General features: G+C 60.9%; 22 protein-coding genes. 7 read left to right on the forward strand and 15 right to left on the reverse strand.

What is annotated here, in order from left to right:
• Window positions 1–25 precede the first annotated feature (25 nt).
• The 3 genes from V5E99_RS17365 to motA all read right to left on the reverse strand — a co-directional run bounded on the left by V5E99_RS17365 (window position 26) and on the right by motA (window position 3533).
• A complete protein-coding gene (locus V5E99_RS17365; protein ID WP_499803535.1) occupies window positions 26–295 on the reverse strand; it encodes a hypothetical protein in 270 nt (89 codons plus the stop codon).
• Window positions 296–1637: 1342 nt separating this feature from the next.
• Window positions 1638–2678, reverse strand: a complete 1041-nt coding sequence (gene motB / locus V5E99_RS17370; RefSeq protein WP_499803536.1) for a flagellar motor protein MotB — start codon at window positions 2676–2678, stop codon at window positions 1638–1640.
• Between the two features lie 3 nt (window positions 2679–2681).
• Window positions 2682–3533, reverse strand: a complete 852-nt coding sequence (gene motA, locus V5E99_RS17375) for a flagellar motor stator protein MotA (RefSeq protein WP_499803537.1) — start codon at window positions 3531–3533, stop codon at window positions 2682–2684.
• Between the two features lie 166 nt (window positions 3534–3699).
• Here motA and V5E99_RS17380 point away from each other — a divergent pair, with 166 nt between their 5' ends.
• The 3 genes from V5E99_RS17380 to asd are packed head-to-tail and all read left to right on the forward strand — an operon-like array spanning window position 3700 to window position 6975.
• Window positions 3700–5238, forward strand: coding sequence for an HDOD domain-containing protein (locus tag V5E99_RS17380; protein ID WP_499803538.1), 1539 nt, complete (start codon window positions 3700–3702; stop codon window positions 5236–5238).
• A gap of 42 nt (window positions 5239–5280) precedes the next feature.
• Complete coding sequence (gene rhdA, locus V5E99_RS17385; protein ID WP_499803539.1) at window positions 5281–6096, forward strand: thiosulfate sulfurtransferase; 816 nt, start codon at window positions 5281–5283, stop codon at window positions 6094–6096.
• A gap of 18 nt (window positions 6097–6114) precedes the next feature.
• Window positions 6115–6975, forward strand: a complete 861-nt coding sequence (gene asd / locus V5E99_RS17390) for an archaetidylserine decarboxylase (protein ID WP_499803540.1) — start codon at window positions 6115–6117, stop codon at window positions 6973–6975.
• A gap of 57 nt (window positions 6976–7032) precedes the next feature.
• Here the strand turns inward: asd and V5E99_RS17395 are convergent, their stop codons facing one another.
• Complete coding sequence (locus V5E99_RS17395) at window positions 7033–7434, reverse strand: lectin OAA family protein (protein WP_499803541.1); 402 nt, start codon at window positions 7432–7434, stop codon at window positions 7033–7035.
• A 298-nt stretch (window positions 7435–7732) separates the two neighbouring features.
• Between V5E99_RS17395 and V5E99_RS17400 the strand changes: the two genes are divergently transcribed.
• The gene (locus V5E99_RS17400; RefSeq protein WP_499803542.1) at window positions 7733–9520 is read left to right on the forward strand and encodes a cyclic-di-GMP receptor FimW-related protein; all 1788 of its coding nucleotides are present in this window, start codon (window positions 7733–7735) and stop codon (window positions 9518–9520) included.
• A 105-nt stretch (window positions 9521–9625) separates the two neighbouring features.
• Here V5E99_RS17400 and serB read toward each other — a convergent pair whose 3' ends face one another.
• On the reverse strand, window positions 9626–10840 hold the full coding sequence (gene serB, locus V5E99_RS17405; RefSeq protein ID WP_499803543.1) for a phosphoserine phosphatase SerB: 1215 nt from the start codon (window positions 10838–10840) through the stop codon (window positions 9626–9628).
• Window positions 10841–10974: 134 nt separating this feature from the next.
• Here serB and V5E99_RS17410 point away from each other — a divergent pair, with 134 nt between their 5' ends.
• Window positions 10975–12501 (forward strand): AhpA/YtjB family protein, encoded by a 1527-nt coding sequence (locus V5E99_RS17410; RefSeq protein WP_499803544.1) that lies wholly within the window; start codon window positions 10975–10977, stop codon window positions 12499–12501.
• A gap of 238 nt (window positions 12502–12739) precedes the next feature.
• Here the strand turns inward: V5E99_RS17410 and V5E99_RS17415 are convergent, their stop codons facing one another.
• The 6 genes from V5E99_RS17415 to V5E99_RS17440 all read right to left on the reverse strand — a co-directional run bounded on the left by V5E99_RS17415 (window position 12740) and on the right by V5E99_RS17440 (window position 19970).
• Window positions 12740–13453, reverse strand: a complete 714-nt coding sequence (locus tag V5E99_RS17415) for a PqiC family protein (RefSeq protein ID WP_499803545.1) — start codon at window positions 13451–13453, stop codon at window positions 12740–12742.
• 176 nt (window positions 13454–13629) lie between these two features.
• Complete coding sequence (gene parC / locus V5E99_RS17420) at window positions 13630–15897, reverse strand: DNA topoisomerase IV subunit A (RefSeq protein WP_499803546.1); 2268 nt, start codon at window positions 15895–15897, stop codon at window positions 13630–13632.
• A 10-nt stretch (window positions 15898–15907) separates the two neighbouring features.
• On the reverse strand, window positions 15908–16429 hold the full coding sequence (locus V5E99_RS17425) for a retropepsin-like aspartic protease family protein (RefSeq protein ID WP_499803547.1): 522 nt from the start codon (window positions 16427–16429) through the stop codon (window positions 15908–15910).
• A complete protein-coding gene (locus V5E99_RS17430; protein ID WP_499803548.1) occupies window positions 16426–17415 on the reverse strand; it encodes an esterase-like activity of phytase family protein in 990 nt (329 codons plus the stop codon). Before V5E99_RS17430 ends, V5E99_RS17425 begins: the two co-directional genes overlap by 4 nt.
• Window positions 17415–19319, reverse strand: coding sequence for a DNA topoisomerase IV subunit B (gene parE, locus V5E99_RS17435; protein ID WP_054053318.1), 1905 nt, complete (start codon window positions 19317–19319; stop codon window positions 17415–17417). Before parE ends, V5E99_RS17430 begins: the two co-directional genes overlap by 1 nt.
• 42 nt (window positions 19320–19361) lie before the next feature.
• Window positions 19362–19970: a YqiA/YcfP family alpha/beta fold hydrolase gene (locus tag V5E99_RS17440; protein WP_499803549.1), complete on the reverse strand. Its 609-nt coding sequence runs from the start codon at window positions 19968–19970 to the stop codon at window positions 19362–19364.
• Window positions 19971–20022: 52 nt separating this feature from the next.
• Between V5E99_RS17440 and V5E99_RS17445 the strand changes: the two genes are divergently transcribed.
• Entirely contained in the window at window positions 20023–20172 is a 150-nt protein-coding gene (locus V5E99_RS17445) for a hypothetical protein (protein ID WP_499803550.1), read from the forward strand.
• Here the strand turns inward: V5E99_RS17445 and cpdA are convergent.
• The 3 genes from cpdA to V5E99_RS17460 all read right to left on the reverse strand — a co-directional run bounded on the left by cpdA (window position 20166) and on the right by V5E99_RS17460 (window position 22141).
• Window positions 20166–21017 (reverse strand): 3',5'-cyclic-AMP phosphodiesterase, encoded by an 852-nt coding sequence (gene cpdA / locus V5E99_RS17450; protein WP_499803551.1) that lies wholly within the window; start codon window positions 21015–21017, stop codon window positions 20166–20168. The genes V5E99_RS17445 and cpdA overlap by 7 nt on opposite strands.
• A 63-nt stretch (window positions 21018–21080) precedes the next feature.
• Window positions 21081–21533, reverse strand: a complete 453-nt coding sequence (locus V5E99_RS17455) for a DUF1249 domain-containing protein (protein WP_497643013.1) — start codon at window positions 21531–21533, stop codon at window positions 21081–21083.
• A complete protein-coding gene (locus V5E99_RS17460; RefSeq protein WP_499803552.1) occupies window positions 21524–22141 on the reverse strand; it encodes an NUDIX domain-containing protein in 618 nt (205 codons plus the stop codon). The genes V5E99_RS17455 and V5E99_RS17460 overlap by 10 nt, the downstream gene beginning before the upstream one ends.
• A gap of 225 nt (window positions 22142–22366) precedes the next feature.
• Here V5E99_RS17460 and V5E99_RS17465 point away from each other — a divergent pair, with 225 nt between their 5' ends.
• Window positions 22367–23113 carry an RsiV family protein gene (locus V5E99_RS17465; RefSeq protein WP_499803553.1) on the forward strand — a complete coding sequence of 249 codons (747 nt, stop codon included), beginning with the start codon at window positions 22367–22369 and terminating at the stop codon, window positions 23111–23113.
• Here V5E99_RS17465 and cytX read toward each other — a convergent pair.
• The gene (gene cytX, locus V5E99_RS17470; protein WP_499803554.1) at window positions 23082–24374 is read right to left on the reverse strand and encodes a putative hydroxymethylpyrimidine transporter CytX; all 1293 of its coding nucleotides are present in this window, start codon (window positions 24372–24374) and stop codon (window positions 23082–23084) included. The two genes, V5E99_RS17465 and cytX, sit on opposite strands and share 32 nt — an antisense overlap.
• Window positions 24375–24386: the final 12 nt, after the last annotated feature.

Raw genomic sequence — 24386 nt, forward strand, 5'->3', positions numbered from 1 at the left:
CGATCATCTCGCGGCTTTCTGGTTTTCATAGCACTGCTTTTTCCAGCTTCCAACCCAACGCATCCAAGGCGTCACAGCCATCCTGAATCAACATATGCGCAGCATTGGCGAAATGCTCCAGGTCGTGACCTTCGGCGTCTTTGATGCACAGGCAGGTGACGCTGTTGAGCAGATTGCGGGCGGCTTTGATTCGGTGGGTGGCGGTTTCGAGGAGGTCGGAAACTTTAGCTTCGGTGTCGATGTACAGCGTCGGGCCGACGCTGAAATTGCCTTGGAGCGGGTGGTACTTAGCCATGGGGTCAAAACTCCGTTGATTGTCGAAAGGTTCATCTGAATTTCGACCGGCTAAAGTCGATCACCAACTTGTCGGCGATGGCGAAACTATAGGCAGAAGCCTGCACGACTGAGAACCCCGGAACGCAATTTCAGACCGTTCCTACAACTCCCAATCTCACCAGCAAACCGCTTCCAACAGGAAAACACACACCCCAAACATCAGGTCGGCTATCAGGCCGCCTTCGCGAGCAGGCTCGCTCCCACCTCGATCGATGTACATCTGCAAAAGATGGGTCGGCTACCAAGCCGTCTTCGCGGGCAAGCCTCGCTCCTACAGGGGTCGTGCCCACGCTGAAAATGGATCAGGAGAACGCGCGCCCCGCAGTCAGGTCGGCTCTCAGGCCGCCTCGGGGTGTGGTTGCGGTACACGCCCCCTCGAGAGGCCGAGTGGAGGTTCTGCGTAGTGGGCAACCCGGCATGGAGGCCGGGTTAGCCGCCCCCGGCCATGGATGGCCGATGGCGGCGGGCCCACGGAGCAGGACCGGAGCGAGGGCATGCCGAGCCTGGGCGAGGCACCGAACGAAAGGGGCAAGAGCGCTTTGGTTACTTTGGGGCTTTTCCAAAGTGACTCGCTGTAAGAGCGAAACCCTAGGCGGCCGTTACCGCAGGAATGGATATGTACACCACCCTCACAATCCTCGTCGCCTGACAAAAAGCATTCGCGAGCAAGCTCGCTCCCACAATTTGATCGGTGCACATCTGCAAGAGACAGGTCGGCTACCAGGCCGCCTTCGCGAGCAAGCCCGCTCCCACAGGGACTGTGCCCACGCTGAAAATGGATCAGGAGAACGCGCGCCCCGCAGTCAGGTCGGCTCTCAGGCCGCCTCGCGGTGCGGTTGCGGTGCACGCCCCCTCGAGAGGCCGAGTGGAGGTTCTGCGTAGTGGGCAACCCGGCAAGGATGCCGGGTTAGCCGCCCCCGGCCATGAATGGCCGATGGCGGCGGGCCCACGGAGCAGGACCGGAGCGAGGGCATGCCGAGCCTGGGCGAGGCACCGAACGACAGGGGCAAGAGCGCTTTGGTTACTTTGGGGCTTTTCCAAAGTGACTCGCTGTAAGAGCGAAACCCTAGGCGGCCGTTACCGCAGGAATGGATATGTACACCAGCCTTAAAATCTCCGCCGCCTGACACAAAGCCATCGCGAGCAAGCTCGCACAAAGTGTTCGATGTACATCTGCAAAAGATGGGTCGGCTACCAAGCCGTCTTCGCGGGCAAGCCTCGCTCCTACAGGGATCGTGCCCACGCTGAAAATGAAAACCCCACAAAAAAGCCGACATCGCTGTCGGCTTGATTGTTGTGCCTTACTTCTTCGGCGGTTCTGCCGGTTTGGCCGGATCACCCGGCTTCGGCGCCGCATCCTCGAACAGATTCAACCGCTCGCGAAGCTCATGGGCCGGCACCGGTTGTTTGTCCGCCGGCAAGGCATTCGGGTCGGCCGGTGCTGGCGGTGCCTCACCCGGAGCGCCCTGCCCCGGTGTCGGCGTCGGTTCTGCACCTTGCGAACCTTCGATGGCGGCCTGGGCCTTCTTGGTCAGCACGACGATGTCGATACGACGGTTGACCGGGTTAAACGGATGCTCCCGATCGAACAACGCCGACGAGGCATAACCGACCACCCGCGCCACCTGCGAGTCCGGATAACTACCGGCCACCAAGGCGCGGCGAGCCGCGTTGGCACGGTTGGCCGACAATTCCCAGTTACCGAAATCACCGGTGCCGGTGTACGGCTTGGCGTCGGTGTGGCCGCTGATGCTGATCTTGTTCGGCACCGCTTTAATGGTGTCGGCCATGGCCAGCAGGATGTCTTCGAAGTACGGCTTCAGACGCGCCGAGCCCGAGTCGAACATCGGCCGGTTGTCTGCGTCCATGATCTGGATGCGCAAGCCGTTCGGCGTGATCTCGAACAGGATCTGGTCCTTGAACTTCTGCAGTTGCGGATTTTCTTCGACCTTGTTTTGCAGTTCTTGCAGCAGCAGTTCCAGGCGTTCTTTCTCGACCTGCTCGGCCATGCCTTCGACCTGATCGGTGTCGACGGTCACTTTGTCCGGCTGCGGCTGGGATTTCACCTCGGGGTTGAGGGTGTTCTCCGGCGCCAGGGTCGGCGTGCCGCCCAGGTCGATGATGTACGGCGTGCCGCTTTCGGAGAAGCCGACCGGGTCTTTGAAGTAACCGGCGATGGCGATCTTCTGTTCCGGCGTGGCGGTGGACAGCAGCCACAACACCAGGAAGAACGCCATCATCGCCGTCGCGAAGTCAGCGAAGGCGATTTTCCAGGCGCCCCCGTGATGCCCGCCGGCGATGCGCTTGACGCGCTTGATGATTATCGGCTGGTTATTTTCCATGACTTAACGACCGCGAACCGCTTGTTCCAGCTCAGCGAAGCTAGGACGGTGCGCCGGATACAGAACCTTGCGCCCGAACTCCACCGCCAGCGATGGCGGCATGCCGGACGCCGAGGCGACCAGCGAGGCTTTGATGGCTTCGTAGACGTTCAGTTCTTCCTTGGCATCGTGGGCCAGGGAGTGGGCCAGCGGACCGAAGAAACCGTACGCCGCGAGAATACCGAAGAAGGTCCCGACCAGTGCCGCACCCACGTGCATACCAATGGCCTTCTGATCGCCTTCGCCCAGGGAGGCCATGGTCACCACGATCCCCAATACCGCCGCCACGATACCGAAGCCGGGCATGGCGTCGGCGATACCGTTCACCGCGTGGGAGGGGTGTTCCAGGTCTTCCTTGAGGCTGTAGAGCTCCATGTCGAACAGGCCCTCCAGCTCATGGGGCGCCATGTTGCCGGAGGACATGATGCGCAAGTAGTCGCAGATGAACGCGGTCATGCGTTCGTCTTTGATCACCGACGGGTACTTGGCGAAGATCGGGCTGGCCGAGGCATCTTCGATGTCGCCTTCAATGGCCATCATGCCTTCGCGGCGGCTCTTGTTGAGGATCTCGTAGATCAGGCCCAGCACTTCGAGGTAGAAGGTGTGGCTAAAGCGCGAACTGAACATGCCCAAGGATTTCTTGAGCACGTGCATGGTCATGTAACCGGGGTTGGCCTGCAGGAATGCGCCAAGGGCCGCACCACCGATGATCATCACCTCGAAGGGCTGGATCAGGGCGGCAATCTTGCCGTGGGAGAGCACGTATCCGCCGAGCACGCTCGCGAATACGACGATGATGCCGATAATTTTAGCCATAGGTAGGAGAGTACTTACTGAGTCGGGTTCAAGGTCATATTCGGAAGTTAAAAAATCTCTTCTTCTACTTATCGGCAAAACTGCGCCAGACTATAGCCAGTTCAGGCGAAAAGCCAATTTAGCCCGCGCCGGGCGTGTTTACAGCCAATGATGATCCTGTCCAGCCATGGCTTACGAAACGAACGTTCCAACCCAAAAACCGACCACTCTTGAAGGCTGGGTCAAGCTTCTCGATGGCGTGCGCCTGCCGGTTCCGCAAGAGAGTCACGACCGTGTCTGCTCTGCCATTCGCAATAACCGCAGCTCGTTGCGCGACATCGCCGACCTGATTCAGGACAGCCCGGCCCTGGCCTTGAGCGTGATTCGCGAGGCCAACCGCCACACCCATGGCAGCATGACCGAGCCTGCGGAAAATCTCGAAGTGGCGCTCAATCGCCTCGGTTTGAAGCGCGCCGAAGAATTGCTCGCCCGCCTGCCCGCGCACCCCCAGTCCGAGATCCCGCTGGCCCTGCGTCAGTTGCAAATGATCAGCCAGCACGCAACACAACAGGCCAACGGTTTTTTCGCCAGTCGACTGGCGCGGCTGTGGCAGGACATCCATTGGGGCAGCCTGCTGTTTCTCTCGCCGCTGTGGCCGATGGCGCTGACCCATCCGCAATTGCTCGAAGAATGGGAGCTGCGAGTCATTCATAAAGGCGAGTCGGCGCGCAAGGTCGAAAAGCAGTTGTTCGGCGTGCGCCTGCTGAACATCTGCCTGGCCTTGGTAGACATCTGGCGCCTGCCGAACTGGGTGCAACAGGGTTATCGGCTGCTGCTCAACGAGCAACGGGAGCTGGTGAAAGTCCTGCGCATTGCCCGGGACAGCGATCACCCGCTGCGCCAGCAAAATCGTCTCGACGACGACCCGACCCTGCGTCGCTGGCTCAATCAGCCGGCCAATACCGTGCTGCTGGCCAACGGCCTGGCGCTGTCGGCGCAACAGGCCTGGGACAGTCCGCACAGTCAACGCTGGCAGTACCTGACCAGCCTGTACCTGCAAATGCCGATGGACGAGGTGCAACAACAATTGCACCAACAGGCCGCCAACAGCGCCCGCCATCACGCCATGCCGGACCTCTGGCACCCGGCCGTTTCGCTGCTCTGGCCGTGGGGCACTCACCACATTCACGCCGGTTTGCTGCCGGCCCCGGCGCCCACCGCCGAAGACCTGACGAAATGGCGCAAGCAATGTGCCGAGTTGCTGGTGGAGCCGAGCCGCTTCACCAACGCCATGCACCTGACCACGTCGGCCCGGGATGCGCTGGTCGACTGCGGCATGCGCCGGGTGATGATCCTGATGGCCGACCGCACCCACGCCAATCTGCGGGTGCATCAAACCGCCGGGCTGGCCAAAGAAGCGGCGGGCCTGAACTTCCTGGTCAGCCAGAGCAGCGTGTTGCAACGCCTGCTCTCGCAACAGGCCCAGGTGCGCATAACGCCGGCCAATAACGCCCAGTTCTCGGCCCTGCTGCCCGCTGGCCTGCGCTCGCAGTTCGGCGGCGAACATTTGCTGCTGCGCTCGCTGGTCAATAATGGCCGGGTGATCATGATTGTCGTGGCGGATCAGGGTGGCGGGCCGTTTTCGGAAATCACCGTGCAGGCCTTCGGCAAAACCGCGCAGTGCATCGAAAAAGCCCTGAGTACCTTTAGCAGCCGCGGCCAATGATGCTGCGCTACAATCCCTCCCTTTGTGCCCTGGAGACCTCACATGTCTGACTTCTCTGGCTTGCCGCTGGTCATCGAGCCGAGCGACTTGCTCCCGCGTCTCGACGCCCGCGATCTGATCCTCGTGGACCTGACCAGCAGCGCCCGTTACACCGAAGGGCATCTGCCCGGCGCACGCTTCGTCGATCCGAAACGCACGCAACTCGGCCAGGCGCCGGCGCCGGGCCTGATGCCGCCGCAAGCGGCACTTGAAGCGTTGTTCGGCGAACTGGGCCACAACCCCGACGCGGTCTATGTCGTTTATGACGACGAAGGTGGTGGTTGGGCCGGGCGCTTCATCTGGCTGCTGGATGTCATCGGCCACAAGAACTACCACTACCTCGACGGCGGCCTGCCGGCCTGGCTGGCAGAGGGCTTGCCGATGTCGATTCAGGTCCCGGCCCCGGTCGGCGGCCCGGTTTCGTTGAAGCTGCACGACGAACCCACCGCCACCCGCGAGTACCTGCAAAGCCGTCTCGGCGCTGCGGACCTGGCGATCTGGGACGCCCGTGGGCCGCTGGAGTATTCCGGCGAAAAAGTGCTGGCGGCCAAGGCCGGGCACATCCCCGGCGCGGTCAATTTCGAATGGACCGCCGGCATGGATCAGGCGCGCAACCTGCGCATCCGCCGCGACATGCCGCAGATCCTCGAACAGCTCGGCATCACCAAAGACAAAGAAATCATCACCCACTGCCAGACCCACCACCGTTCTGGCTTCACCTATCTGGTGGCCAAATCCCTCGGTTATCCGCGGGTCAAAGGCTACGCCGGCTCCTGGGGCGAATGGGGCAACCACCCCGACACCCCCGTAGAGATTTAAGGTTTTTAAGGACCGTTAATGAATAAGCGTTTGTTTATCCTCAGCCAATACCTGCTGCCCCATCACTTGCTCTCGCGACTGGCCGGCTGCATTGCCGAATGCCGCGTGCGCTGGTTCAAAAACGCCTTCACGGCATGGTTTGCCAAGCGTTATCAAGTGGACATGTCCCAGGCGCTGGTTGAAGACCTGACCGCCTACGAGCACTTCAACGCGTTCTTCACCCGCGCCTTGAAAGACGGCGCGCGGCCGCTGGACGAAACCCCGGGCGCGATCCTCAGCCCGGCCGACGGTGCGGTCAGCCAACTCGGCCCGATCGAACACGGTCGCGTGTTCCAGGCCAAGGGCCACAGCTTCAGCGTGCTGGAATTGCTCGGCGGTGACGCGGCGAATGCCGCGCCGTTCATGGGCGGCGACTTCGCCACCATTTACCTGTCGCCGAAGGACTACCACCGCGTGCACATGCCGCTGGCCGGCACCCTGCGCGAAATGGTCTACATTCCGGGCCGGATCTTCTCGGTCAACCAGACCACCGCCGAAAACGTCCCGGAACTGTTCGCCCGCAACGAGCGTGTGGCGTGCATTTTCGACACCGAACGCGGGCCAATGGCCGTGGTGCTGGTGGGCGCGATGATTGTGGCGTCGATTGAAACCGTGTGGGCCGGGCTGGTTACGCCGCCGAAACGCGAGCTCAAAACCTTCCGCTACGACGAAGCCGCCCGTGCGCCGATCCACCTGGAAAAAGGTGCGGAGCTGGGTCGTTTCAAATTGGGTTCGACAGCGGTCGTGCTGTTCGGGCCGGATCAGGTCAAGTGGGCCGAAGAACTGGCGGCCGGTACGCCGGTGCAGATGGGCCAGGGCATGGGCCTGCCGAAAACCTGACCACTGATCCGCCCTTTCGAACGTCTTCGAAGGGGCGGAGACCACTCGGTGGTGCCGTTACTCTATCTGTCCACGGAAGCCGATCGGCCCTTCGTTGGCGTAGGTATTGGTGCCACTGAGGTTTTTCCCTCCATCACTGGAGGTCACGCTCAACGCCACAACGTTCTGATTATCCCGGCCTCCGATGACCCATTTTCCACCCGGATGCCACGGGGCATCGTTGCCGCCCCACTGATTTTCAACGTTGTACTGGTTCTGGCCCGTGCGCTGAGCCTTGAAGCCAATGGGACCTTCACCCGCATACGTCATGGTGCCGGTGAAACTCTTGCCGCCATCGCCCGACTTGATCTCGATCGCGACCACGTTCTGGTTGTCCCGTGCGCCTAACACCCAGTCTCCGCCCGGATGCCAGGGTGCCGAACTACCGCCCCATTGATTTGCCACTACGTATTTAGACATGAACCTCATCTCCTTGAAGTTACGAAGAGACTTGCTCTGCGTAGGCAGCAGGCCATGCGACCGTGCGTATCCAGTCGCACGAGTGTCAGATTAGTCGGCGCCCAATGCGCCACCCAATTCACAGACAAACGGTCGCCCCCGTAGGAGCTGCCGAAGGCTGCGATCTTTTGATCTTGAAATCAAAGTCAAAAGATCGCAGCCTTCGGCAGCTCCTACGGGGCGAACGTACCTGCGCGTGGCATAGGTGCTACAGTCAGGTCATTCACTGCCCATTTCCCGGTCGGAGTTTTTTCACGGCATGAATGAGACCAATCCTGCGCTATTGCTGCGTGCACCGATCCCGACACAGTTGCGCCTGTCGTTCTGCGAAACCACCCCGCGTGACCTCAAGCGCTGGATCGCCAACCTGCCCAAAGCCAACATTGGCGAAACCGCTCGCCAGTTGTATCAAGGCTTGAGCGAACTCAATCAATTGCTGACACCCAGCGACAATCGCCTGCAATTGCTCGAATTGCTGCGACCCGAGGTGTATTACGTCTGCAAACACCTGGAGCGGCATTTCCTGCACCAGGCGATTGTCCTCGACGAGCGCTCGCGCAAGATCGCCAACCTCTGCCAGGCACTGCAAAGCCATTTGGCGATTGGCTACAAGCAGATCGTGATGCGCATCGCCCCGCGTTTCAGCAAGGACCGCGCGCCGCTGCTGACCCAGGCACTGCAACGGGCAATCCATTGCCTGAACGGCCCGCTGGTTCGCGCCACTCAACTCTATTGCCCGGTGCCGGAAGGCGTTTGGCTGGAGCTGCATCAGTTGTACCGGATTGGCTGCGAGTATCGATTGCAGCACCTGAGCGTGCGCGATGAACTGGCCAGCCAGACCCAGGACCTGAGCATCGAAAACACCTACGTGGCCGCCCTGCTGATGGGCGCTTCACGTTGCAATCAACTGCGCCAGAACCAGATCGCCCGGCTCGCCGAAGTGCTGGAACCCTGGAGCAAATGGATCAAGCTGCAACCCGGCAAATCCGGCAATGAACTGTTCGCCATTGCGCCAGACCTCGACACCGGGCCGCGTTATCGCGCCAAGTTCCGCGCCGAACAGCAAGCAAGTTTGCTCGGGATTGACCCGCAGCCACTGGTGGCGGCCATCGAAGCTCATCTGCTGAACCTGGGTGACGGCACCTCCACGTTGCCCGTACCGACCGGCCTCAACCTCGATACGTTGCAGCACCTGCACGCCGCGTGGGGTCAGGCCGCCGAGCGCAGTTTCCAGCGCACCGCCAGCAATGGCACGTTGACGCTGTGCGTGGGCATGAGCGCGCTGCACTTTTATCTGGGCGGGCAACGCTCGTTCAGCGACATCCTGAAGAACCCCGCCGGGCGGCTCGCGCAGTTTGCGGCGACGGCCCCGACGGGAGGCAAAGACAACTGGAGCCAGGCGTTCGACGCCGCGCCCAACAGCAATGCCGACACATTGCTGCCTTACGAAGAAATCGAATACCCGACGCTACAGAACGACGACAGCCACGAGGCCGGCGACCGCAATCAGCATTTCCCGACCTATGCCCTGCCGGTGATCAATCACAGCCCTGGCGGTTATTGCCTGGCGTGGCCGGGTGCGGTGCCGGCCGAATTACAGGCGGGTGAAATGGTCGGTGTCGAAGACTTTGCCGGTCAGGGCTGGAGCATCGCGGTGGTGCGCTGGATTCGTCAGGTGCGCGGTGGCGGTACGCAAATGGGGATTGAGCAAGTCGCACCGTACGCCGAGCCTTGCGGTCTGCAATTGGTCCGAACTCGCGACGATCACAGTCAGTATTTGCGTGGCTTGCTGCTGCCGGCCATCAGCGCGATTGACCTGCCGGCCACCCTGCTCGCCCCGCGCCTGCCGTTTCAGGAAGGCAACAAAGTGCTGATCAACACCAACGGTCAGGAACGTCGCGCCGGGCTGGATCGGCGGGTGTCGAGTACCAACAGTTTTAACCAGTTTGCGTATCGGTCGCTGGAGGCGAGCAAGAATGAAATCGCCACGGGGAACGGCGTTGTCAGTGAAGAAGAGGATTTTGATTCATTGTGGAAATCGCTTTAGCAAAGCCTTAAAGCAAAAGATCGCAGCCTTCGGCAGCTCCTACGGGTTACGAAAAACCCTGTAGGAGCTGCCGAAGGCTGCGATCTTTTGATCTTCGCTCTTTAATCAGAGCTGCCCGTCACGATCCCGAAAGCCCAGCAAATACAGCACACCATCCAGCCCAAGGGTGGAGATGGCCTGTTTCGCCGACTGCTTAACCAATGGTTTGGCGCGGAACGCCACGCCCAGCCCGGCAATCGCCAGCATCGGCAAGTCGTTGGCGCCGTCGCCGACCGCAATGGTCTGCTCCAGACGCAAACCTTCCTTGTGGGCCAGTTCTCTCAGCAAATCCGCTTTGCGCTGGGCATCGACAATCGGCTCGACCGCCACGCCCGTGACCTTGCCGTCCACCACTTCCAGTTCGTTGGCGAACACGTAGTCGATGCCGAGTTTGGCCTGCAATTGCTTGGCGAAGTAGGAGAAACCGCCAGACAGGATTGCCGTCTTGTAGCCCAGGCGCTTGAGCTCGGCGAACAGGGTTTCGGCACCTTCGGTCAGGCGCAGCGAGGCGCCGATCGAATCCAGCACACTGACGTCCAGGCCTTTGAGCAAGGCCAGACGTTCCTTGAAGCTGGCGCGGAAATCCAGTTCACCGGCCATCGCCCGCTCAGTGATTTCAGAGACTTGGTCACCCACGCCGGCCGCTTTGGCCAGTTCGTCGATGACTTCGGCTTCGATCAGCGTCGAGTCCATGTCGAACACCGCCAGACGACGGTTGCGACGGAACAGCGAATCTTCCTGGAAGGCGATATCGACGTTCAATTCCTGTGCAACGCTGAGGAATTCGGCGCGCAGGGCCTGGGGATCGGCCGCTTCACCGCGCACGGAGAACTCGATGCAGCCCTTGCCCTTGTCCGCCGGGGTATCCAGCGGCATGCGCCCGGACAAACGATCGATATGGTCGATGTTCAAACCGTATTTGGCGGTGATCGAGCTCACGGCCTGCAATTGGCCCGCAGTCACTTTGCGGGTCAGCAGGGTCACGATGTGGCGTTTTTTGCCCTGGTTGCCGACCCACTGCTGGTAATCCTCTTCGGACACCGGCGTGAAACGCACTTGCTGATCGAGCTCGTAGCCTTTGAATAGGATGTCCTTGAGCACCGACTTGCCCTGCTCGGTGTCAGGGATTTCAACCAGGATGCCGAACGACAGGGTGTCGTGGATCACCGCCTGACCAATGTCGAGAATGTTCACACCACCCTGGGCCAGAACGCCGGTAATGGCCGCAGTCAGACCCGGACGGTCGACTCCCGTGATGTTTATCAGGACGATTTCGCGCAAGGCGCACCCCCGCAGGTGGAAAAAAACCGCATTCTACCCACTTTCAGTGACCATCGGGCACCGTCAGCGCTTTGCCGGTCTAGGGCCTGTCGCTATACTGCGCGTCAACTTCACGGACAAAAGAGCCGAGCTCAGTGAACCGGCCCACGCCAGTAAAAACCGATAACTTCTTCCTGCTGATCTTCCGTGCACTGCGCCACCGCCGTGTACCGATTGCATTGCGCATTGCCAGCCATAACGTGATCCTGGTCGCTCTGGCCCTGGTGATCTATGCCTGTGTGATGGGTTTGCAGTTCAAGCAGGCCATGCACGAGCAGGCGGATGCGCTGGGCGAAAGCCTGACCACGCAGACCGCTACCTCGGCCACGGAGCTGTTGGTGTCCAACGACATCCTCAGCCTCAACGTGCTGCTCAACAACCTGACCAAAAACAAGCTGGTGGCCCATGCCGCCATCTACAGCGTGGATAACCGCATCCTCGCCGAGTCCGGTCAGCGTCCCAAGCACAGCCTGTTGGGCGAAGCCGAGGGCATGTATGAGAGCAAGATCACCTTCCAGGACGTGACCGCCGGGCAACTGCGCATCAGCCTGGACATGGATCAGTTCCAGCAGCCGATGACCATCAGCCTGCAAAGCATGGGCATCCTGAGTGCGATTCTGCTGGCCCTGTCCCTGGCCTTGAGCCTGCGCCTGGGTCGGCACATCTCCACGCCGCTGCTGCAATTGCGGGTCTGGCTGCGCAATATCGACGAATACACCCCGGCCACCGAGCGCCAGGATGAGATCGGCGACCTGGCCCGTCAGCTGCACGCCAACTTCGCTCCGGAGCGTGTTGAACCTGAGCCTGAGCCAGAACCTGAATTCGACGATGTCGATTACGACGAGGAGGCTGATCCGGCCTTCGAAGTGCGCAATCTGCGGGACCCGAGTTTCGACGAAACCAAGCCTGTGGCCGGCCTCAAGCCTGCGCCAAAGCGCAGTGTCAGCACCGTCGAAGATGATGACGACGATGACGCGTTTGCCGACCTGCGCGATGAGTCGGCAGACCAGGCGCCGATGCCGGCAGCAAAACCGCTGATCTCGAATGTGCCACAGCACAGCGCGGTCCTGGCCGTGCAACTGGGGGCTCAGGATCAACTGCGTCGCCTGCCCCGGACGCGCCTGGAAGAACTGCTCAAGCGCTACCGTGATTGCCTCGATCAGGCCGCCTCGCTGTATCAGAGCGAACTGCACACACTGAACGATGGCAGCACGCTGATGCTGTTCCACACCGAAGACAGCGGCGACGATTACCTGACCAACGCGATTTGCTGCGGTGAGTTGCTACGTGCCCTGGGCCATCAGTTGCAGATCGAGGTCGCCGACAGCGGCATCACCCTGCAATTGCAGTTGGGCCTGACCTTGGGCGACGGGTTGTTCGGCCTGAGCCAGATCGACCTGCTGCTGACCGAGTCGGCCCAGGACGCCCTGGCCCTGTCGCAACACAGCCGCAACCTGCTGCTGGTGGAGCGCAAGATCGGCGACGACGCACTGATCCGTCAGCGTGCGCGGATTCGACCGATTGCCAGCCCTGAAGGCGCTTGCTGTGTAGAGCGGTTGATGGAGCCTTATCCGTCGATGCTGGAACGGCAACTGGCGCGGATGCACGAACGCCGGGCGTAAGCCTTAAGACAGCAACATCAGAGCCCGCAGATGATCACTCGTCTGCGGGCTTTTTATTGCCTGTCCCGGCCTCTTCGCGGGCAAGCCTCGCTCCTACAGGGTAGGTGGCGGGCAAACAGATAACCCGTAGGAGCGAGGCTTGCCCGCGAAGAGGCCAGGACAGGCACTGGAGATTCCCAACCTGCAGAAACAACAAAGCCCGCATCGCTGCAGGCTTTGTGGTGAATCCATCCAGGCTTTAGAACCTGAACACTTCCATATCGGTGCGAATCGGCGAAGCCATCGGGATCTTCGGCTGCTTGTCCTGCTCGGCTGCCGGCGCTACGGGCTTGGGCTCCTTTTTACGCGGGGCTTCAGCAATCGGTGGCTGGTTGGCCAGTGGCTTCAGCGCGACGGACAACTGCTCCGCCAGACGCTGCAACAGCACACCCTGGGCCTGGACCTGAGCCGCTGTCCCACCTGCGTGTTGCTCCTGCAGGTGAATGATGCGGTTATCGCGAACCTGGCCACGACGGTCGATCAAACGCCATTGCGCATCAAGGATCGCCGGTTGCGACTCACCCGAGTCCAGGCGAGTAATCGTCAGCAATACCTGGACATCCGGGGCAAAGCCCAATGTCGCAGGCGCCAGCACCACGCGTTGGCTGTCCAGATGACCGGCGACCTGACGCAACAACAACTGATCGATGTCCGAAGACAAGCTACCGGCCCAACGACCATCGGCCGACGCCTGAAGGCTGCCATCCGGTTGACGTTGCAGCAGGGTTTCACGTTGCAGGTAGTCGGCAATCGTTACCGGGCCCAACAAAACAGCCATGCCAGCGCTTTGCGCTGGTTGAGCCGGACTTCCGCTGTCCAGCTGATACAGCGACACCGGTTGGTGAACGCTGCAACCCGCCAGGCCAAGAACGCCAGCGAGCATCAAAATAAAAGGAAGGCGCAGAGCAGTCATCGTCCCATCCAGGTGGCCGCCACAAGGCTAACCACAGTGAAAATACTCAATAAATATGAAGAACGCTCGGCCACGCCGGCGCTTGAAAGGCCATATCATCCGTGAATATGCGTTCCGACTCCAGCGCGAAAGCGCCGATCTACGCGTTAAATCGTAGATCAGCGCCTCTAGCACGCCTAATTGAGGTTTTCGACGAGCAGCGCATCGACCCGCTGGAAGCCACGTGGCAGTTTGTTACCACGACGCCCGCGCTCACCTTTGTAGTGTTCGAGGTCGTCCGCTTTCAGCGACAAGGTACGCTTTCCGGCCTGTAGCACCAACGTGGCGCCATCCGGCAGTACGGCGATGTCCGTGACATATTCTTCGCGACTGGCCACACGCTCACTGGAAATCCCGATGATCTTGTTGCCTTTGCCCTTACCTAATTGTGGCAGGTCGCTGATTTTGAAGATCAGCAGGCGACCTTCGGTCGTGACCGAGGCCAGCCAGTTGTTTTCGCGATCGACCACCGGGCGCGGCAGGATGACTTTCGAGTTGTTCGGCAAGCTCAGCAACGCCTTGCCGGCCTTGTTCTTGGCCTGGAAGTCTTCACCCTTGACCACGAATCCGTAACCGGCGTCGGAGGCGATCACGTACAGCGAATCGTCTTCCGGCATCAGCACGCATTCGAAAGTCGCTCCCGGCGGCGGTGTCAGACGACCGGTCAACGGTTCGCCCTGGCCACGGGCCGATGGCAAGGTGTGCGCCGGCACGGAGTAACTGCGACCGGTGGAGTCGATAAACACCGCAAACTGGTTGGAGCGACCCGGCGCCAAGGCCTTGAACCCGTCACCCGCCTTATAGGACAACCCGGTGGCGTCGATTTCGTGGCCCTTGGCGGAGCGAACCCAGCCTTTTTCCGACAGCACCACCGTCACTTTCTCGTTCGGCAACAGGTCGTGTTCGGTCAGGGCTTTGGCTTCGGTGCGCTCGACAATCGGCGAGCGGCGGTCGTCGCCATAGGTTTCGGCGTCCTTGATCAGCTCGGTGCGCACCAGTTTTTTCAGCTTGGCTTCGCTGCCCAGCAGGGCTTGCAGCTTGGCTTGTTCCTTGAGCAATTCATCCTGCTCGGCACGCAGCTTCATTTCTTCCAGTCGCGCCAACTGACGCAAACGGGTGTCGAGAATGTAGTCGGCCTGGATTTCGCTCAGGGCGAAACGCGCGATCAGGGCGGCTTTGGGGTGCTCCTCGGTGCGGATGATGTGGATCACTTCATCCAGGTTGAGGTAGGCAATCAGCAAACCGTCCAACAGGTGCAAGCGGCGCTCGACCTTGTCGAGGCGGAATTGCAGGCGACGACGCACGGTCTGCACCCGGAATTCCAGCCACTCGACCAGCAACGCCCGCAGGTTTTTCAGTTGCGGCTTACCATCGAGGCCGATGATGTTGATGTTGACCCGGTAGCTCGACTCCAGCTCGGTGCTGGCGAACAGGTGCTGCATCAGCGCATCGTGGTCGAAGTTCTTGCGCGCGCCGGGGATGATCACGATCCGGCACGGGTTTTCGTGATCGGATTCGTCGCGCAGGTCAGCGATTTGCGGGGCCTTGGACGGTTTGGCCTGCATCATCGCGGCGATCTGTTCCAGCACCTTGGCACCGGACACCTGATGCGGCAGCGCGGTGACAATGATGTCGCCGTCTTCGATGTGGTACACGGCGCGCATGCGCACCGAGCCCTTGCCGGTTTCGTACATTTTCAGCAGGTCGGCGCGGGGCGTGATGATTTCCGCTTCGGTCGGATAATCCGGGCCCTGGATGTGTTCACAGAGCTGTTCGACCGTCGCTTTGGGCTCATCGAGCAAACGCACGCACGCCGTCGCGACTTCCCGCAGGTTGTGCGGCGGCACGTCGGTGGCCATGCCCACGGCGATGCCGGTGGTGCCGTTGAGCAGGATGTTCGGCAAACGCGCCGGCAACACCAGCGGTTCGTCGAGGGTGCCGTCGAAGTTCGGGCCCCAGTCCGCCGTGCCCTGGCCCAGTTCGCTGAGCAGCACTTCGGAATAACGCGACAGCCGTGCTTCGGTGTAACGCATGGCGGCGAAGGACTTGGGATCATCCGGCGCACCCCAGTTGCCCTGACCGTCCACCAGCGTGTAGCGGTAGCTGAACGGCTGGGCCATCAGGACCATGGCTTCGTAGCACGCCGAATCGCCGTGCGGGTGGAACTTGCCGAGCACGTCACCGACGGTACGCGCCGATTTCTTGTGCTTGGAGTCAGCGTCCAGCCCCAACTCGCTCATCGCATAGATGATGCGCCGCTGTACCGGTTTCAGGCCGTCGCCGATATGCGGCAAGGCACGGTCCATGATCACGTACATGGAGTAGTTGAGGTAGGCATTTTCGGTGAAGTCAGCCAGTGACCGGCGCTCTACACCGTCCAGGCTGAGATCAAGGGAGTCGCTCATGCGGGCCTCATTATTTCGTGGTCTGGCGCAGCAGCATGGTGCCACCGCGCTGGGTAAATTCAAGTTTGTTCAGTGCGCTCATGCCGAGCAGCACTTGATTGCCATCCAGGCCTGGCGCGACCAGCGCGCGAACATCACGCAGCACAATGTCGCCCAGTTGCAGCCTGTCGATGCGGGTTCGATAACCCTGGCTCAAACCGTTGGCCGTGCTCAGGGTCACCCCGAAGCCTTTCTCCAGTTTCAGCCGCTCGACCAATGCTTGCGGGATCGACACATCGGTCGCCCCGGTGTCCAGCATGAAATCCACCGGCTGGCCGTTGATCTGGCCGCTGGCGACGAAATGCCCCTGGTTGTTGCCGACCAGTTTCACTTCGACAAAACCTTCGCCCTGTTGCGAGGTGACCACCGCATTAGGGTTTTGCTGGCGTTCTTCCCATTGCCCGAAAAACCGCGTCGCCAAAAACAACGCCGCGCACCAGGCCAGCACCATAAACACCCGACCGGCGCGTTTGCCCGGTGGTTGCTGACTCACGGCTTGGCGCTCCAGCCACCTTCAGGCGCGGCGAAACGCCAGACAATCGGGCGGACTTCACCATCGGCGCGAGGACCGAAGTTGTTGTCGACGCCAATCCAGGCACCGTCGGCGTCGATGATCAACGCTTCTTCCAAACCGTAGCCCTGCGAATAACGGCGGTTTTCCTGCAACAACTCGGCGGCATACGACCAACAACGCTCGACCTTGGCGGTTTGCGCGTCGCGGCGACAGATCTGATAGGCATTGCGCTCAAGGGTAAACAGCTTGCCCTCGAACAATGACAGGTCGGAAAAATCCCGGCTGACCGGTCTGGCCTTGGGAAATTGCGGCGGCTGCATTTCCAGGCCGGCTTCGCTCAACAGGACACAGCGACCGTCGCAATCCCAGACGGTCTGTTTGCGTTTGATCAGCAGCAAACCGCGGCTTTGGCGCTCGGCGGCGAGCCACATCTGATCGCCTGCCGGGTTGATCGCCAGGCCTTCGAATATCGCGTTGAATTGCAGCAGCATGCCGCTGGCCCGCGCTTCGCGAACCATCATGGGCGAGATTTTCAGCCAGTTGGCCGGGCCCGTTGGCGGCACTTGCAGGACAGCCGCATGACCTTCGCTGACGATGTAACGATTGCCGGCGCTGTCGCAGGTGATGCCTTCGAAATCCAGGTCGCCGCCGCGCACAAAAGACGCCGCCCAGGTCCGCGAACGCAACCCCCAGGGCAAACCGGTGTCCGGCACGGGCGGGACGTCGATGCGCACGGTTTCGGCTTGCCAGGTGTTGGCGCTGGTATCGAGACGGTAGATTTGATCATCGTCGCGATCGGAAACCGTCCACAGCTCCTTGCCGCACTGGGCCAGCCCGGACAGGTTGCCGCCGCGCATGCCATCGACGGCATGCTCGGACAACAGGCGCAACTCCGGCGCCGGTTCGGCAGTCGCCGTTACCGAAACCAGCAGCAACGCACACGCCAGGGCAAAGCCAACCCGCATCAGCCCAGAACCTCGGCCAGGTTGCCTTTGGATTCGAGCCAGGACTTGCGATCACCGGCGCGTTTCTTCGCCAGCAGCATGTCCATCATTTCCGAGGTCGCTTCGAAATCGTCCAGGGTCAACTGCACCAGGCGCCGCGTGTTCGGGTCCATGGTGGTTTCGCGCAGTTGCGGCGGGTTCATTTCACCCAGACCTTTGAATCGGGTGACCTGTGGCTTGCCGCGTTTCTTCTCGGCCACCAGACGATCGAGGATGCCATCGCGCTCGGCCTCGTCGAGGGCGTAGTAAATCTCTTTGCCCAGGTCGATGCGGTACAGCGGCGGCATCGCGACGTAGACGTGACCGGCATCCACCAACGGACGGAAATGCTGGACGAACAACGCGCACAGCAGCGTGGCGATGTGCAAACCGTCGGAGTCGGCGTCGGCGAGGATGCAGATTTTGCCGTAACGCAACTGAGCGATATCCGCCGAGCCTGGATCGACGCCGATGGCCACGGCGATGTTGTGCACTTCCTGGCTGGCCAGCACTTCGCTGCCGTCGACTTCCCAGGTGTTGAGGATCTTGCCGCGCAACGGCAGGATCGCTTGAAACTCTTTGTCCCGCGCCTGCTTGGCCGAACCGCCGGCGGAATCACCTTCCACCAGGAACAGCTCGGAGCGCATCGGGTCCTGCCCGGCGCAGTCAGCGAGTTTGCCCGGCAGTGCCGGCCCTGCGGTGACGCGCTTGCGCTCGACTTTCTTACTGGCCTTCAGACGACGGCCGGCGTTGTTGATCGCCAGTTCCGCCAGCAGCATGCCGGTTTCCGGGTTGGCGTTGAGCCACAGGCTGAACGCATCCTTGACCACACCGGAGACAAACGCCGCCGCTTCACGGGACGATAGGCGTTCCTTGGTCTGGCCGGAGAATTGCGGCTCCTGCATTTTCATCGACAGGACGAAGGCGATGCGCTCCCAAACGTCTTCCGGCGCCAGCTTCACGCCACGGGGCAACAGGCTGCGGAATTCGCAGAACTCGCGCATCGCATCGAGCAAGCCCTGACGCAAACCGTTGACGTGGGTGCCGCCCTGAGCCGTCGGGATCAGGTTGACGTAGCTTTCCTGCACGCTGTCGCCACCTTCCGGCAACCACAGCAGCGCCCAATCCACCGCTTCTTTATTACCGGCCAGGCTGCCGCAGAAGGGCTCGTCCGGCAGGCGTTCGAAGCCGTTGACCGCGTCTACCAGGTAGGAACGCAGGCCGTCTTCGTAATGCCATTCGACTTTTTCGCCGGTGGCCTTGTCTTCAAAACTGACCAGCAGCCCCGGGCACAGAACGGCCTTGGCCTTGAGCACGTGCTTGAGGCGGCTGATGGAGAATTTTGGCGAATCGAAGTATTTCGGGTCCGGCGCGAAGAACACGCTGGTGCCGGTGTTGCGCTTGCCAACGGTGCCAATGACTTCCAGCTCGGTTTTCTTGTAACCGTCAGCGAAAGTCATCTGATATTCGTTGCCGTCGCGTTTTACACGCACCCGGACTTCGTTCGACAAGGCGTTGACCACGGAAATACCCACCCCGTGCAAACCGCCGGAGAACTGGTAGTTCTTGTTGGAAAACTTGCCGCCCGCATGAAGCTTGGTGAGGATCAGCTCGACCCCGGAAACGCCCTCTTCCGGGTGAATGTCCACCGGCATGCCACGGCCGTCATCGCTGACTTCCAGGGAGTGATCGGCGTGCAGGATGACCTGCACCGACGTCGCGTGCCCGGCCAAGGCTTCGTCGACGCTGTTGTCGATGACTTCCTGGGCAAGGTGGTTCGGCCGACTGGTGTCGGTGTACATGCCGGGGCGTTTGCGCACCGGGTCGAGGCCCGAGAGGACTTCGATGGCGTCTGCGTTATAAGAGCTAGCGCTGGGAGTGGCCATGGGGTCTCGTCGTCAGTGTTCGTTTAAATAAGGGGCGATGACTCACAGAGCCGTGAAATCAATCGCCTGATACAAATCTGCGCCGATGCCGGCAAAACTCAACATGGCCGGCAATTGCTCGGCGAACCCCTGGTAACTGTGGTCGCCGCCGGCCTGGATACGCAAGGCGCAGGCCCGGTAATACTGCTGGGCGAGGCGGTAGTCCAGCGTTTCGTCGCCGGTCTGCAACCACACCTGATACCGCTGCGGGTCCTGGGGCGCCGGCACTTCCAGCTCGGCCAGGGCCGTCACATGGTCGTGGGTCAATTCCCAGGTTTCATCGGTATACAGGTTTTTCTGCGTCCCCAGATACCCGTCAAACATCCGGTGCGGACTGACGGCAGGGTTAACCAGCAGGGCCTTGAGGCCATGGTGCTCGGCCAAGTGAGTGGCATAGTAGCCGCCGAGTGAGCTGCCGACCAGCAGCGGCCGCCCCAGCGCCTCAATCGCCCGGTTTAGCTGACCGATGGCCTCGCGCGGGTGGTGATGCAAGGCCGGAACCTGCAAGTGATCGCTCAAGCCCAGACGGTCCATCACCGCCATCAACTGAGTCGCCTTTTTTGACGAAGGCGCGCTGTTGAAACCGTGGATATAAAGGATCGAACCGGACATTTGAACTCCCTGTGCGTCGGGTAAAGAGGCGCAGTTTACAGGGAGATGGAGCATGTTGGGTGCCAGCGTCCATCGAAATGAACACGGCGCGGCAGGAGTTGCCGAAGGCTGCGATCTTTCGACTTTGATCTTCAGCGGCCTGAAAAAAGATCAAGATCAAAAGATCGCAGCCTTCGGCAGCTCCTACGGGGGCAATCAGTAACCGTTGGAACCGTAATCAACCGTAAAGTCGAAACCAGTGACACGCTCAACACCCGTTTCCAACTGGCCATCCGGCAAAAGCCGCAACCACCGATACCCCGGCGCCTGTTCCCCGACCTTGAAATCCTCACTCCCCGGCTCGAACTGAATACAGGTCGAAGGCGACGCAATCAGCCGCACGCCATTGCGATCCTGATCAATCTCCTGATGCACATGCCCCCACAACACCGCGCGCACCTGCGGAAACCGATCCAGCACCGCAAACAACCCCTCAGGATTACGCAAGCCGATCGGCTCCATCCACGCACACCCAATCGACACCGGATGATGGTGAAAACACACCAGATGATGCCGCTCCGGCGCCTCGCTCAGCGAACGGGCCAGCAACTGCAACTGCTCATCCTGCAAATACCCCGGCACCGAACCCGGCACGGCGGAATCAAGCAAGGTCACCCGCCAGTTGCCGATATCCACCACGGGCTCAAGCAGCGCACTCTGCACGGCGGCCTCGGCCATGATCATCGGTTCATCATGATTGCCGGGAATCCAGCGTGCCGGGGCATCGAGCTGTCGGGTCAAATCGCGAAACTGCTGATAGGACTCCAGCGTGCCGTCCTGGGAAATGTCACCACTGGCAATGATCAAATCGATCTGCGGCTGTTGCAGCCGTACCAGTTCAATGACCTTTTGCAGGCTGTCGCGCGTATTCATGCCCAGCAACGTACCGTCCGCCTCGGCAAACAGGTGACTGTCGGAGATTTGCACCAGCAACGCCGAATCGGCGGTGGTCAATGTGGATACGCTCGGCAAGGCGTTCTCCCAGGGCGGAATCACGGTGGTGGACAAGTGCCGCAATTATGCTGGGGGAAATCTAAAAGAGGAAACCTGTGAAGCGGACGCAGTTCACAACTAGCGAACGACGGCGTACTCGTGCCCACACGCCAGGCAGTGACTCAGCCATTCCCCCAGGAACAGATTGAGCTGGGCCTTTTCATCCGGCTGGTGCATCGCGGCATTCGGGTAAGGATAGATGCCCCGGAAGCGTCGTGCATGTTCGGCGCTGACAACTTCCGCCATGCACGCATCGTGGTAGACCTGAACTTCGAGCTGCGGCACCGGCAGCCAGGGCAGGCTGTGTTCCTGGCGCACTTGCAGCGTCGTGGTGTACGGGTTGACTTGCAACACTTCCAGCGCCAGCACGCCCAACATCTGATCGCCCTGGGTCACGGCTATGCGCCGCGCTTCGGGCTCGTTGCGCATGTCCGGCAGCAGTCGCATCAGGCGCGCGTAGTTGGCCTCGCAGGAGGCTTGCAGCCCCACGAGGTCGACTCGATAGCGATCGCGCAACTTGTTTACGACCATAACCCCCTCACTTCAGCGCGGTTCAAAGCAAGCCATTGCAAAGCAATGATGCTGGCCGCGTTGGCAATTCGTCCGTCGCGGACGGCCTGCAGGGCATCTTCGAAGGCCCAGACCGTGACGCGGATATCTTCTGCTTCTTCTGCCAGTCCATGCAGGCCCCCTACTCCGTGTGTTTCACAACGCCCAAGGAACAAGTGCACGAATTCATTGCTGCCGCCGGGCGATGGAAAGTATTTGGTCATCGGCCACAGCGCCCCGAACACAAGCCCAGCTTCCTCCTGCGCTTCGCGGTGAGCAACTTCTTCCGGCACTTCGTCTTTGTCGATCAGACCGGCGACCAGCTCGATCAACCACGGGTTGTCGGTCTTGCCCATGGCGCCGACCCGAAACTGCTCGATCAACACCACTTCGTCGCGCTGTGGATCGTACGGCAGCACGCACACCGCATCGTGGCGCACAAACACTTCACGATTGATTTCACGACTCATGCCGCCAGCGAACAATTCATGGCGCAAATGCACGCGATCGAGTTTGTAGAAGCCCTCGAAGCATCTTTCGCGCTGAACGATATCAACGGTGGTCGGAGTGGCGGTGGCAAAATCAGTCATGACAATCCTCGTTTACTGCTATCCGTTACGAGGCTGCTTTTTGACTTGCACCCTCGACTTCGCGCCATCCTAACGCGCTCGCGGCGTTTGATGCAGCCCCTTTACCGTCAGCGGGATAGACGGTGAGGGCGAAACCAACTCTAATTAGCTTAGTGGCGAACTGACTGCTTCGTTGACAGTCGAAGCGGTAACTTTTCGCCTTTCCCTGTTTTATGAAGGACGCCCATGTCGCTTTTTAAAATCGCCTCCGTGGCCGCCATCGCCCTGACGTTGGGCGCCTGCCAGAGTCTGTTTCAACCCAACTACCGGACGCCGCTGGACACCACCCGCGATGCCTCGGAAACCTTGAAGCCAGGTTGCTCCACACCTGAATGCCCACTGGTGAACATCGATACGGTGCATTTCTCCGCCGAGCCACAGCTCGATGGCATCGTCGAAAAGCGCCTGCTGCAATTGACCCAAACCACACCCGGCGCCCCGGTTGCACCGACCCTGGCCGCCTACCGCGAACAGTTTTTACGCAGCGCCGAGCCCCACACCAGCAGCTACTTGCAGGCCAAGGTACGTGAGCAGCATGACGGCTTGGTGATCGTTGAGTTGTCCAGTTACCTGGACACCGGCGGCGACCATGGCACGCCGGGCCGCGCGTTCATCAACTACTCGCGCCAGCAGCACAAGGTGCTGACCCTGCAAGATATGTTGTTGCCGGGGCAGGAAGAGGCGTTCTGGAAAGCCGCGCAAGTGGCGCACAACAGCTGGCTGATCAGCACCAAGCTCGATCAGGAAGCCGAGTTCGTGAAGAGCTGGCCGTTCGTGAAAACCCCGCACGTGGCGCTGACCTACGGCGCGGTGATCCTCAAGTACAACGTGAGCACCCTGGCGCCGTACGCCCTGGGCCACATTGAACTGAAGATCCCTTACCCGCGCCTCAACGGCATTCTCAGGCCCGAGCTGTTTCCCGGCCGTAACTGAAGGCTCGACCGAGCACCAGTTGCAGCAGCCCTGCCAGCACCAGCGACGGCAGGGTTGCGCCGATCTCGGGATAGAGATTGGCCAACAGATGATAGGTGCTCACCCCGCCCAACCAGGCAAGCAACGCTGGCCAGCGCAACGCGGCTGACGCCACTTGGCTACCGCGTTTGCGCAGGATGAAGTGATCCACCAGCACCACGCCGAACAGCGGCGCAAACACCGAACCGATCAACAGCAGGAAGTTCTGGTACTGGGCCAACGGCGCCAGGCAAGCGATCAGCGTGCAGATGACGCCGATGGCCAACGCCAGATGCTCGACTTTCAAGCGCAACAGAATCCCGCTCGATACCGCTGCCGAGTGAATGTCGGCAAAAGCGTTTTCCGACTCATCCAGCAAAATCAGCAGCAGCGGAATCCCCAGGCCGGCACCGGCCAGCGCCAACAGCAAGGCATTCACTTCACCGCTCGGCGCGAACGCCAGGGTGTAGGCCACGCCCAGGCTCATCAGCCAGAAGTTACCGATAAAGAAACCCAGCGCCGTGCCGCCGAACACGTTTTTCGCGCGCTTACCGAAACGCGAGTAGTCGGCAATCAACGGCAGCCACGACAACGGCATCGCAATCGCAATGTCAAAACCCACGGCAAATGGCATCGACCCGTCACCGGCCTGGGCCCACAACGCGGGCAGATCGGCCTTGGCGAACAGGTTCCAGGTCAGCCAGAGGCACGCGGCCAGCAGCAGCCAGATGCCCCACTTGCGCAGAATCTGTCGCACGAAGGTCAGCGGGCCGCTGACGGCGAGCAAAGTGGCCAACGCGCCAAAGACCAACGTCCACAGCAGCGGATTGGATAACAGGCTGCCTTCGCTGAACGCCTTGGCGCCGAGCAGGCTGGCGGCATCGCGCATGACGATGATTTCGAACGAGCCCCAACCGATCAGTTGCAACAAGTTCAGCACCGCCGGCAGGCTCGCGCCATGTTTGCCGAGGCTGAGTTTGAGCGCGGCCATCGACGACAGGCCAGTATCGCTGCCGATCACGCCCACGGCGGCCAGCAGCAGAACGCCCACCAGCGTGCCGAGGAAAATCGCCAGCAGCGAGCCGGACAAGCCCAGGCCCGGCGCGAGCAGCGCGCCGGTCTGCAAGACCATCAGGCCGATGCCGAGGGAGAACCACAGGGAAAACAGATCGCGCCCGCCGAACACACGTTTGTCGGTGGGCACTGCGATGTCTGGGGAATAGGTGCTGGGTTGAATGCTCAAAGGTGTTATCTC

Source organism: Janthinobacterium sp. LPB2021202312-11-4 (assembly GCF_037049705.1).
In the GTDB taxonomy this organism is placed as follows: domain Bacteria; phylum Pseudomonadota; class Gammaproteobacteria; order Pseudomonadales; family Pseudomonadaceae; genus Aquipseudomonas.